General features: G+C 55.7%; 7 protein-coding genes. 3 read left to right on the top strand and 4 right to left on the bottom strand.

From position 1 onward, the window contains the following. Positions 1 to 14: 14 nt before the first annotated feature. Positions 15 to 251, bottom strand: coding sequence for a helix-turn-helix domain-containing protein (locus ACFOMP_RS07740; RefSeq protein ID WP_379029177.1), 237 nt, complete (start codon positions 249 to 251; stop codon positions 15 to 17). Between the two features lie 618 nt (positions 252 to 869). On the opposite strand from ACFOMP_RS07740, the gene ACFOMP_RS07735 reads away from it, so the two are divergent. The 3 genes from ACFOMP_RS07735 to ACFOMP_RS07725 all read left to right on the top strand — a co-directional run bounded on the left by ACFOMP_RS07735 (position 870) and on the right by ACFOMP_RS07725 (position 6,137). Next, positions 870 to 1,580 (top strand): hypothetical protein, encoded by a 711-nt coding sequence (locus ACFOMP_RS07735; protein ID WP_379029174.1) that lies wholly within the window; start codon positions 870 to 872, stop codon positions 1,578 to 1,580. Positions 1,581 to 1,827: 247 nt separating this feature from the next. Beyond that, positions 1,828 to 3,588, top strand: a complete 1,761-nt coding sequence (locus ACFOMP_RS07730; RefSeq protein ID WP_379029171.1) for a site-specific DNA-methyltransferase — start codon at positions 1,828 to 1,830, stop codon at positions 3,586 to 3,588. After that, positions 3,585 to 6,137: a DEAD/DEAH box helicase gene (locus ACFOMP_RS07725; RefSeq protein WP_379029168.1), complete on the top strand. Its 2,553-nt coding sequence runs from the start codon at positions 3,585 to 3,587 to the stop codon at positions 6,135 to 6,137. The genes ACFOMP_RS07730 and ACFOMP_RS07725 overlap by 4 nt, the downstream gene beginning before the upstream one ends. A gap of 154 nt (positions 6,138 to 6,291) precedes the next feature. Here the strand turns inward: ACFOMP_RS07725 and drt5 are convergent, their stop codons facing one another. From drt5 to ACFOMP_RS07710, 3 genes are all read right to left on the bottom strand, one after another. Beyond that, positions 6,292 to 7,767 carry an antiviral reverse transcriptase Drt5 gene (gene drt5 / locus ACFOMP_RS07720; RefSeq protein ID WP_379029165.1) on the bottom strand — a complete coding sequence of 492 codons (1,476 nt, stop codon included), beginning with the start codon at positions 7,765 to 7,767 and terminating at the stop codon, positions 6,292 to 6,294. 293 nt (positions 7,768 to 8,060) lie between these two features. Beyond that, complete coding sequence (locus ACFOMP_RS07715; RefSeq protein WP_379029162.1) at positions 8,061 to 9,860, bottom strand: ATP-binding protein; 1,800 nt, start codon at positions 9,858 to 9,860, stop codon at positions 8,061 to 8,063. Beyond that, positions 9,857 to 11,173 carry an SIR2 family protein gene (locus tag ACFOMP_RS07710; protein ID WP_379029159.1) on the bottom strand — a complete coding sequence of 439 codons (1,317 nt, stop codon included), beginning with the start codon at positions 11,171 to 11,173 and terminating at the stop codon, positions 9,857 to 9,859. The genes ACFOMP_RS07715 and ACFOMP_RS07710 overlap by 4 nt, the downstream gene beginning before the upstream one ends. Positions 11,174 to 11,684: the final 511 nt, after the last annotated feature.

Here is an 11,684-nt window from a genome sequence, read left to right as displayed (position 1 = left end):
TTTTTGACGGTATGCTATTCTTCGGTTGAGCCCTCCTCCGCTGTGTACCGCTCCGGGAAAAGCTGCGCTGGCGTGGTCCCCAGGGCGGATGCCAACTCCGATTCAACCCGCCGCGACCGGCGGTAGCCTTGGCTGACAATCGTGATTGTCTCAGGCGCTACCCCAACCTCTCTTGCCAGCGCGCTTATCGAAAGACCGACTGCACTCAAGCGTTTGCGGATGTCTGCGTGGCGCGCCAGATCAACAGTCATTGTTCCTCCATGCTAGACTAGGGGCCTCGGACGAACCGCGATACCAAAGTTGCGAATCACCCGTCCAACAAATGGATCAAGTGATTCGGTGAATCAATGAAAAAATCTGGCAACCCATTGAAATCATGAAATATCAATTTGATTTTAGATTGATGCGTGCGGATTCTTGTGCCGTCGACCGACATCCGTAGCGATTGCGCTGTGATCCCGCTCAAAGTGAAACCATCTGGCAAACCTTGTGCAAAATCCCACAACTGTGACAGGCTGGTCCCAGCAAGAATGGTCCCGCAGTCTCAGAAGGACTGCGCGACCATGACCGATCATAACTGGGCACGGATCCCCTCGATACTTACCAGCGCCGCCAAGATCGGCTGGGGGGATCATCTCCCCGGTGCGGTGTCGAGATAAATGATATCTTGCACCTCAGACAGCAGGAAGGTCACGGGCCATGAAACTCTGCCCAGAACAAAAATGCGCTGACAGTGCTGCTCGTAGTCAATGGCATGCCATGATACGCCGAAGCGAGGGAATAGCTGGTGGGGCCCTTACCAGCCTTGCGCTTGGATTCTCCGCAGCGCTGGATGGTATAGCTGCGCAGCACGACAAAGGATGACAGCCATGAGATGCGGGAAACGACACCGCTTCACCCCTTTCGCCTCCCTGTCGCGACACCGGCAGCGTGATGCCTTCGTGCGTTTGCGTTGGAAAATTCTGGGTGACAAGCCGATCTATGGTGGGCTGTTCACCAGTCATCTGGTGCTGGACGAACCGGGCCGCCCAGATATCTACAGGCAATGGTTCGACTTCCTGTTTTTGGGCCTTGACGGTCGCAGCATCTGGAATGCCAGCATAACCACCGGCAACCTGTGCTTCTGGGAACGGTCTCAGGATATGGCCGCAGAGCAAACCCGGTCACGCCTGACGGAGGCAGAACTGGAAGAGGAATATCGCTGGAAATTCAGTCCTGCATTCCATGTCGGACGGCAGAAACTTTATCGGGTGATCCGCTCCGAACCGCGCCGTCATGCCGCGCTCGATGGCCTGACAATCAGGGAGTATGAGGAGAAGGTCGCCTCTGAGGTCCTGTGCGAAACCCCGCCAGTGATCCATGAATCTTTCCGGCTGGACCACTCATACCAATACGGCATCGGGCTGGAAATCATTGTCGATGCCCCATTCATTGATCGCACCGTGATCGAAGAAGCCATCTTACGGTTTCAGGAGCTTGGCGAGATCGGTTGGAGAAGCCCCGTGCCAATCCCGCGCGATCACCTGCCGTTCCAGACAGAGGCAGAAGCCATGACCGCCGCTGCGCGCCATAGGCCGTAAGACTGAATACCTAGGATTCCCACGTTGCTTCCACAACTGAAGGCGAAACGCTAATTCGGAGGTGTGGTGCAAAGCGGTGTAGGGGGAAGGGATTGTAATTAAAGTTATATTTTTGCGCTCGCAATGACTTCCGGCGTTGAGACATGGGCGGTCGCAGTGTATGCGTTGGCTCCGGACGGCGAGCCTGGTTCGCCAGTCACAAGCCGACCGGGCGCGTTACACTCGCCCTAGGAAGACGGGACAGGGCATGAGCAAATATGACGATCTCCCCCGTGAGCAGTTGATCGAACTGCTGAAGAAGCGGGACCGCACCAAGAAGCTGGGGCTGGTCTGGGAGCGGGACGAGATCGAGGCAGACAACGCTGTGGACGCCAACTTCGTGGCGGCGACGATCATCCCCGACCTGTCGGACAAGCCCGCGCCGTGGCGGAACATGGTGATCGAGGGCGACAACTATGACGCCCTGCGCTGGCTGCGGATGACGATGGCGGGGCAGATCAAGTGCATCTACATCGACCCACCCTACAACACAGGTACAACGACCTGGGTCTACAATGACCGGTACATCAATCCTGAGGATGCATATCGACAGTCGACATGGTTGGAGTTCATGTTCCGGCGTCTCGCGCTGGCCCGCGATCTTCTTGCGCCGTCTGGCGTTATCTTGGTTTCTATCAATGATGAGCAGCGGGCGCGTCTTGAACTGTTGATGGATGAAGTCCTGCCCGGCATGCGGCTTGGCTGCTTTGTCTGGCGAACAAGGAAAGGCGGTTACGACAGCGGCAACTATTCGAAGGATCACGATTTTATCTTGGTCTACAGAAATGCGGATTTCGAATTCGCAGGCTCTGCGAAGCAGCGAGATGACTACAGCAACCCGGACGGTGATGAGCGTGGCGATTGGACAGACGACCCTCTCCAACAGCCCAAAAGTTATAAGCAGCGCAAGAACGGCGTTTATTTCATTGAAGATAAAGAGACAGGCATATTCTACCCGCCAAATCCTAATCGGGTGTGGTCGGTCGGCAGAAAAGGCGACAAGGGGCTTACTGGCCCGACAATTGAAGATCTAATCGCTAAAAATCTTATAATTTTTAAGCGAAAGGGCGAATACGTCATCTACGATTCCATGGAAGAATTGCTTGCGGCGATTTCTGATGGGTCAGCACATAAGTTTGCAAGGATTGACCTCCCTAACCTTGAAGAATGGATCGGAAAGAAAATCGGCCTCGGGAGCGTTCGGATAAAAAAGTTCCTCAAGGATAAAACTGAAGAACCCAATCCCCTCTCCAGTATGCTCGATGGTATTGTTTCAGAGGAAAGCTACTCGGAAGAAGTTGGTCAGACTGCCGAAGGCACTCGGCAAATCAGAAACATCTTTGGTCAGTCGGTGTTCGAATACCCCAAGCCCGTCTCATTGCTCAAGCTTCTAATGGAACAGTCAACCCGACCTGGCGACGCGGTGCTAGATTTCTTCGCAGGTTCCGCAACCACTGCCCAAGCCGTCATGGAATTGAACGCCGAGGATGGCGGGGATCGGCGGTTCATCATGGTGTCGTCCACTGAGGCGACCGCCGATGAACCCGACAAGAACCTGTGCCGCGACGTGACGGCGGAACGCATTCGCCGCCTGAATGCCTCGGACGACAAGAAATTCGCAGGCCTTTCCGCCGATTTCGCCTATCTCCGCTGCCGCGAGATCGAGTTTGAAGACCTCGACCAGGATCTTGCACCTGCCGAGGTTTGGGCGGCATTGGAAACGTTGCACCGCCTGCCCCTGACACGCTACACCCAAGCGCCGTGGCAGGAGCACAAGACAGAGCAACAAACCCTGATCTTTGCGGATCGGGTCAGCACCGAACTGCTGGACCACCTGCGTTGCGTGGCCGAACGGCGCGAGAATGCCTTTGTCTATGCCTGGGCGCCGGGCCAGATCACCGCCGTTCTTGGCGATGCGCTGGACGTGCGATCCGTGCGCACCGAACTGGTCGGAAGGTTCCGCCAATGACCGGGGACGCCGATTTCCGTCTGTCGCTGGCCCCGTTCCAGCAGAAGGCCGTCGATGCGATGGCCGAGACGCTGCGCACCGTTTCCGCCCTGCATGACCGCGAACCCGAACATCGGGAACGGATTTCGCGCGAGCTGGGGGTGATTCTGCTGCAAGCCCCCACCGGATCGGGCAAGACCCTGATGCTGGGCCGCGCGCTGGAAGCCGTGCGAGGGCAGCTTTCCGCGAAGACGGTGTGGTTCTGGTTTGCCCCATATGCCGGGCTGGTGATGCAGACCCGCAGTGCCCTGACAGCGCAATGCGGTGCGTTGCGTCAACGCGATGTCTATGCCGACCGCGAGGCCAGTGCCGCGCGGGATGGCGATGTGTTCGTGCAGACTTGGGCCTCGGTCGCGGTGGTCAAGAAGGAGAGCCGCAAGGTCCGCACCGACAAGGAGGCATCTCTGTCGGTGGACAGCATGATTGCCGAGTTGCGCGAACGCGGGTTCCGTATCGGCGTTGTGATTGACGAGGCACACCTGAATTTCGGCTCGGGCGCGGCAGCGACGGCGGATTTCTTCCTGAATGTGTTGTCGCCCGATTTTACGGTGCTGGCCACGGCCACGCCGAACGATGCCAAGCTGGAAAAGTTCGAACGCGATGCCGGGTTGAAGGTGGCCAGCCGCGTGACGATTTCGCGCGAGGCGGTGGTTAAGGCAGGTCTGAACAAGATCGGCCTGATGGTCGGCGTGCTACGGTTCAAGGAAGAAGACCGGGCGCTGATCGACACAGAAGTGGCGACTTTGACGGCGGGATGGTCGCAGCATTCGTTCATCAAGGACAAGCTGGCCGAGAAAGGGATCAGCCTGACGCCCCTGATGCTGGTGCAGGTCGAGGATCAGCAAGAGGGCAAGGAAGACCCGGTTGCGCGAGTGAAGGAGAGGCTGATCGAGATCGGGGTGCCCGAGAAGGCAATCGCCGTCCACACCTCGGGCGAGCCGGACCCGGCATTTCATACGTTGGCCTATGACCCCGAGATCGAGGTTCTGGTGTTCAAGCTGGCCGTGGCGACCGGGTTCGACGCGCCGAGAGCATGGACGCTGGTTTCCGTGCGCCCGTCGCGCGGGCGGGATTTCGGGTTGCAGATCGTGGGCCGGATCATGCGGGTGCACCCGCTGGTACGCCCGCTGCATGGGACAGAGCCTCTGCTGGACCGGGGCTATGTCTTCATGTCGGACCCGGAATTGCAGGTCGGCCTGGATGAAGCGGCCGCCGACTTGAAAGCTGTGCGGGAGGGGATCGCGGTTCTGACTGATACGCTCGACGTGAACGTGTTGGGCAACGATACGCGGGCGGCGGAAAGCTATGGTGCAACACCGTTGCCGCCCCCGCCCGTGCGGGCCGTGCCGGGTGAGACCGAAACCGACCGTGTTGAACGGCAGGTGTCGATGGGTTTGCTTAACCCAAACTATGTCACGGCCTCGCCCCTGCGTCAGCAAAGCGCCCTGAGTGCTGTTGAGGGCTTTTCAGCCCCGGCTACCCCGCCGCTGTTCCCGAATCTGCCCGATGTTCTGTCGCCACGCGTCACACCCGCGCCACCCGTGCCGCAGGAGCATCAGGTGAAGTATCTGCTGCGGACGGACTTTGGTATTCCAACGGCGCTGGTGCGAGAGGAACTGCCGAACCTGTTCGACATTGAGAGCGATCTTTGCCCGCAGATCGCCCGCGAGTTTTGCCGCATGGTGCCCATGACCTCGATGTTGCTGAGGGTGAACAGCAACGCCGAACTGTCGATGCGCGACTTGTTCAACGCGGACCAGACTGACCAGCGCAATCTGAGTGTCAGGATGTCGGCGGCCCGCATCGCGGAACAGGCGCAGGCGCAGCTTATGTTCAATGACGGCATCGACCCACGCCGTATCCGTGAAGCGGTAGAGGCCGAACTTGCCCGCTTGTGCCAGAAGGATGGAATCGCCGCTACAAGCCGCGACATCCGCAGGACGATCAACTTGGCCATCCTGCGCCAGCCGCAGGCGCTAAAGGAGGCCGTCCGCATCGCACAGGGCCATCACATCCGCCTGGAGAGCAACGAGCCGATCCCGACAGAACAGTTTGGTCCGAAGGATGCCGCGAAGGCCAGAAAGGGGGCCTATGGGGCCTTCATCGGTCGCTACAATCGCCCGGAGCGAGCTTTTGTTGAAATGCTGGACAATGACGACACTGGCCGGATCAAGTGGTGGCTGCGGAACCCAGAAAACGAGAAATGGGCAACGCGGCTGATCTTGCCGACCGGCAAGCGGTTCTTCCCTGATTTCGTTGTGGGTGTCAGCGGACGGCGCACCCGAGACAGCATCGCACTGGTCGAGATCAAGGATGACGGAGAAACCGGGCGATTGCATTCGGACAGCAATGCGATCAAAATCCGATCCGAGCACAGCGAGTACAAAAAGGTCTTTTGGTCGTTCCGCGAGGCGGATGGCGTTTTCTTGAAAGCTGTCTGGAACCAGTCCTACAATCGAATCTTCGGCGCGGGACCTTTCGAGATCGAGGATATGGTGTTGATCCAGTAGTTTTTGGAAGTTGTTAGAGTTCCGCGTCCACTGAAGCGATGAAGTGGAGGAATTATCTTCCGGGTGAGGGCGAGATGGGCGGAAAGTGGGCCTTCGCTGCTCTTGCAAGCCATTCACACAGAGATCTTAAAAGCTGACCTTCGGGCAGCGCACGCTAAGTCGCTCCTGTTACAATTGTCTTGATCAAGTGGTTCATGGGGGAGGAATTAGCGAAGTACTCAAGCTTATGGTTGCGAGAAACCGCTAGAAGGTTCCTATGTCCAACTGCGCTCGCCCATGAAAGCCAATCGGAGCGACCGGCCACAAGGTGTTCGTCACGCATTTCTACAAGTCCAAACCGGTTGTCAGATATTTCCAAAACCTTAGCTTTTGAAATGATTGAAGCATTGGGATGATTGTAAAGCTTTGAAATGATTTCAGGGGCGTACTTTGTGCTAATCGCATAGTCTTGCAGGGCCCAGCCGAACCAGAATAGTTGATATTCCTGCAAGCCGCCGTAAGTTGCTGCTGCCGCAACCATTTCTCCAATGAAGTCTTTGTCTTCGATATGCTTGCAGAATGACCAGATGTTCTTGGCCAGGTGCGGAAAACTGGTCGCAAAGTGCGTAAGGTGCGGCTGAACTTCTTCGGGATGGTCACGAAACAGGCTTAAGACAAGCTCAGCGTCTTCTTCTTCAAGATGTGGCGATTTTAGGAGCTCTCGCAGATATTCAAGCTCTTCATCTGTCATTTGAATTTCTTCAAGTGCGGATTCAAAGTCATCCAGATATGCGAAAAGTGCAGCCTTTCTACGCTTGGCGAGCAATCTCCCCTTCACTTCGTCAATGTCATCTTCGACTTTTGCGGCAACAACGTCGCCAGAAGCTGTTTTACTGGGATTGACTGTCAACCCCTTCTGCCCAAGTAGCTTCTGTATCAAATAAAAGTCTTCAGTCAGCTTGTCTTGATCCGCTGAGTATAACACGAAGTCATCCATGAAGCGGACAACAGCACTAGACTTAATTCCGTGATGCTGTTCTATAAACCTTAAAAAGTCACTGCCGACCATTTTGGCGGGGTACATTCCCTGTGGCCAACAGTCAATGCTTCGCCCTGAGTTGCTTTGCCTTAAATATGTGCCCAGGGCGTTCACGTCATCCATATCGACACCTAGATTGGCAAACCATGAAACAATGTCGTGGTGGTAAATGCCGTTAAAATATGAAGCGACGTCAAAACTCAACGAATAGTCATACTGTGCAGCATATGCGACGATAGCCTTCTTGTAACCCGTATAGGAAGCTGTTGCCGGAATGGGTTTCCCCTCTTCAAAGCGATAGCCGAAGTGTTTTTTGTCATTATGAAAAGGCTTTCGAAACTTAGAACGATTCCGGAAGATCACATCATACAAAAAGAATTCAGACACGGGGTCAAGCTTCACGGTTCGGCGAAGATGGTTCCGAGGCTTTGATGCATATACACGCGTTTGCGCGAGAAACTGGTACGCGTTATCTTCGTCTGATTTACTCAAACACCTTTGAATGTGGACACCAATTTCAGGCGCTCCATTGACAATGAGAAAACGGCATGTTTCCATAGGAAACAGTGTGCTGGAGAAATCGTACTCGAAGAACTCTCTGGATGACTGCATTTCAAAACTCTCGAAGTAAATTTTCCCGCAACTTGGCGTCGATTATGCGTCTTTCGGAGACGCATATAAAGAGAAAATGTTAGCGCTGCGGTTGAGCCGCTTCTGAAACCAAGTTCTCATTGCGGGATTGGTCTTTTAACGAGCGAGCGGCAGTATAGTCCGGGCAGCCATCCTGCAAAATGGAATCAATATCGCGGGAGTAGCGAAAGCCACTTAAGACGGGCCGCACTCCAGCGTCCGCATGGTGCGGCAAAACTCTGCTGAAGGCCGAAAAATTCGCGCACTACTCCCACCTAACCCTCGACAACAGCGCCTCCGCCGCCCCAGAAGCGTTGATACTGCGGGCCATGGCTCTCTGGCTGCTGCCCCTTTTCAGGCTTTGTCATCATGAGGGGCAGAGGTGCTGGAAGGTCTGGCCCAACGACAATTGCTTCGCCTTGGGCAAGCGCAGGAATGAAGGCGGCAGCGCTCCTGTCGAGATCGCCACAGGCTTTCTCTATGGTCTCCCGATCCCGTTCGTTGGTCAAGCGATGAACAAACAAGGTACCGAGTTGGCTCAGCACGTCCTGAGGCACATCACGCGGTCGTTGCGTGGCAATCACTGTTGTAAGGCCGTATTTGCGACCTTCCTTGGCGATTAACCCGAACGCATCGAGTGACACATGGTTTTGCTCGTCACCGACAGACCTGCCGATGAATTGATGAGCTTCGTCTAGGAAGCACACTAATGGGCACTCACGGAACCGCCCATGCCGCGCAAGTCCTAACAGGTAGCGCCCAAGCGTATTTAGGAGTAGTTCACGGGTATTATGTTTAAAGCTAACCCTCTCAAAGGAAAGCACCATGGCATTTGCGTTCGGGTCGCTCAAGAAAGTTTCAATTTCTGCTGAGATGTCCAATCCATCTTGTGAGAAGATGCAGGCTAGCTCGGGCGACGAGAGGTAAGTCTCAATTCGAATGATCAGTGTGTTGCAGTAGCCAATTGTAGCATTGTCTAGGCCACCGAAGTTTGCCGCATCACCGCCAACTGGGCGAACGCATTCATTTCGAACTTGCCGAGAGAGAGCGCGGAAATCAAAATCACATTGTTCAGAGGCCAACTGCTCTGCTAGCATCAACTCGGCCCTTCCGAAGGCCACTCGACTTTGGTTTGCCTTCTCGATTGAGCCGTGCTCTTCGACAATCACATAACCGAATGGGATCTCTCCCTGACGGATGAGAACTTTGGTTCTGTTGCCCTCGACTTCCTGGGTGAACAGATGAGGTAAATCACGCAATGCTTTCGACATGCGCAGGCTTTTTGTTGCGCCGCGAAGCATCGGGCCCTGGCTTTGACCGGTCGGCGTCAAGAGCGCATGAAGGTCAAGTTCCGAGAGGAGCTTGCTCGGGAAACGCACCAGTGGCTGCCCTGGGAGCGAGGCCTCAGAAAATGCGAACTGCCTGGCGCCTGCGACCTTGCCTGTGAATTCCCCAGTTGGATCAAACAGGATGCACTTCCCTCCGATCCGAACGACCTCGTTGACCAAGCGCGACACCGTCCAGCTTTTGCCGCCCCCGGTAGCCCCAAACACACCGCAATGACGACCGAACAGCTTTTCTGGCGGGATACTGATCTCTGCATCCTCCAACCCTGCCAGCCTGCCCAAGTTGACCATCAGCGGCTCAGCTCTACCGTCTGCCCCATCCCGCAGCGCGTCTTGGATCGAAGCCGACAAGGCACTTCCATCGGCCTGATATACCCCGTCTCCAACGCGCGGCTGTGAGCTTATCCCGCGAGAAACCTTTCGCGTCGTCTTGCTAACGGTTGCAAGCAACTGGACGCGGCCATTGGGCTCTACCAGTGCTTCCTGCTCGATCTGATGCTCTAGGCTCGGTCTTTGTTTCTCGGGGATGCCGACCTCGGTAATCCTCCCCAGCACGGTCTCCCGGTCACAATCAACAAACACAAAATCACCTACCGCACCCTTCGCCAAACCTCTGCGTCCAGACGCTGCCAGCGCATTGGGGAGCGTGAGTTCAACCGCGCTGGCCGTGACGCGCGTAACGGTTCCGATGCGCTTAAGCGGGTCGATCAGGGAAGCAGGCTCGGTCATGCGTTAGGCTCCCCGAGCTTGGCCAGACGGTCCTGCAAAAGCTGACGGTCGGTCTTGCCGGATATTTCGGGGAGTGCATGGGCTAGGTCTTCGAAACGGCCGTTCAGGACGGTGATCCTGCTGTCACCCTGCTGCACGAGCTTGATGATTTTCTTTTGATAAGAACGTTGCTTATCAAGTTCGAGATCGATTTCATGCGCATCTATTGCGTCAAGTCGCTGATGAGGAACAAAGCCCCTGTCGCACAAGATCACACGCAATGACAAATTCGTCTCAATGGCTGACCAAATCGGGGCGCTGATATGATCGTCGGCAAAGCCGAACCCCGAAACGATCAGCGTCGTGTCAGGCTCTCGCAGTGCCTCTTGAAGGGCCGCGAACATGTCGAGGTAGGGCGTTTCAAACGCCTCCTGATACTTGGTTGAGCGCGGATAAATCAGCACCGGGCGCAGTTCGTCAGTGGCTTCCGCCTGACTGCGGATCACAACACCATCGCTTTGCCTGCGCCAGTCAACCGACCCGTGGAGTTTATAAGAGTGGAATACCCCATCGAGGTAATCGGCCTTGGTGCTTTTCGAGGAGCGCCGTACGATGTCGTGCTGAAAGTGATCACGATTGAACCGCTGCACTGCAGCGTGTGAAAATCCGTCTACCAGAACGACGCCCAAACGGGCTGACGCAGTTTCAATGCATAGGTCATAATTAGTGGTAAACAGTTTGACGCGCGGCTTCTCGGGGGCGCGGCGAGCGAATTTGCGGATAAACCCCGTGTGGGCGGCAAGCTCCGTATCCGGCTTCACGAAATCCACCTTCTCAAGGATGGTCTTTTCCGCCGCTTTAATGAACTTTTCTAGGTTTTCGAGCTTGGGCTGCTGTGTGAAGAGTAGGTCATTCTTCGACTGCACGCGCAGGAGCTCAATTAACATCTTACACAGGCTTAGCAGCGCCTCAATGTTTTCGTTACCCTCGGCGGGAATATCGCCCATCACATCGTTGACAATTTGATCGAAGGCAGCTTGGCCGTATCCATCGCGGACGGCGTACCATAGATCCCACATGCCGGGTGCTTTTGCCCCATCTGTGTTCTTCGCGCAGAAAGAAGCGCCGGACCCCAGCAGCACGACCACATTTGTCGAGTGCAAGGCATCATTCAACTTATCCTCCACCTGCTCGCGGCATCCAGCGATGCGCTTGCTTTCTGCATCATTCGGGTCGGTTTCCTTGTCAGGCCAAGCCAGCCACTTTGAATTTCCTGACAGTAGGCGCAGGAGCTCTTTTTTGCCATCGGGGTGGCTGTCCCAGAAGTCAGTCATAGTAATACTCGTTTGAAATGCCTCACCGCGCCTCGCACTTTATCAGCGTGACCTCGTCGCGGGACAGGTTCCTCATAGCTATCTTTAAAAAAATCGTACTCTTACGCCCAATCAGACCGAAGCAAAGACTTTGAAATGCAGGAATTCTGAATATCACCCATTACCGGCGCCCCCCTCCCAATAACGGAAACCTACTTGCTTCCAGAAGGAAGTATTTCCGGCCACGGCTTGAAAGGCAAGGCAATCGGAGCTTGCGCGATCAAAGAAGCGCGCCGCAGCGTTACCGGTGAACAGCTCGCCCTCTCGGACGTAGTGGGCCAGCTCGGCGTCTAAGGCAGGCCAATCTAGGCTGCGCGGAGAAGCCCTCCAGCGCCTCTCAGGTCGCAAGGTCTAACGTCCCTCGCTCAACAGTGCAGGGCCATGGTCCAGTTCGAAGCTACAGGCTGGCAGGAGTGGAGGTTATGCCTCGCGAAGTAATCGAGGTCAGGTTCGGGGTCGCTGCAGTACGGCT

The organism is Paracoccus simplex (assembly GCF_042648325.1).
Classification (GTDB): Bacteria; Pseudomonadota; Alphaproteobacteria; order Rhodobacterales; family Rhodobacteraceae; genus Paracoccus; species Paracoccus simplex.
The sequence above is the reverse complement of the archived record's forward strand: the minus strand, read 5'-3'. Positions and strand labels throughout refer to the sequence as shown.

Bases quoted from the DNA above. Each gene is read 5' to 3' on its own strand.
- ACFOMP_RS07710 (WP_379029159.1), bottom strand. From the start codon at position 11,173: ATGACTGACTTCTGGGACAGCCACCCCGATGGCAAAAAAGAGCTCCTG.
- ACFOMP_RS07735 (WP_379029174.1), top strand. From the start codon at position 870: ATGAGATGCGGGAAACGACACCGCTTCACCCCTTTCGCCTCCCTGTCG.
- ACFOMP_RS07740 (WP_379029177.1), bottom strand. From the start codon at position 251: ATGACTGTTGATCTGGCGCGCCACGCAGACATCCGCAAACGCTTGAGT.
- ACFOMP_RS07730 (WP_379029171.1), top strand. From the start codon at position 1,828: ATGAGCAAATATGACGATCTCCCCCGTGAGCAGTTGATCGAACTGCTG.
- ACFOMP_RS07725 (WP_379029168.1), top strand. From the start codon at position 3,585: ATGACCGGGGACGCCGATTTCCGTCTGTCGCTGGCCCCGTTCCAGCAG.
- ACFOMP_RS07715 (WP_379029162.1), bottom strand. From the start codon at position 9,860: ATGACCGAGCCTGCTTCCCTGATCGACCCGCTTAAGCGCATCGGAACC.
- drt5 (WP_379029165.1), bottom strand. From the start codon at position 7,767: ATGCAGTCATCCAGAGAGTTCTTCGAGTACGATTTCTCCAGCACACTG.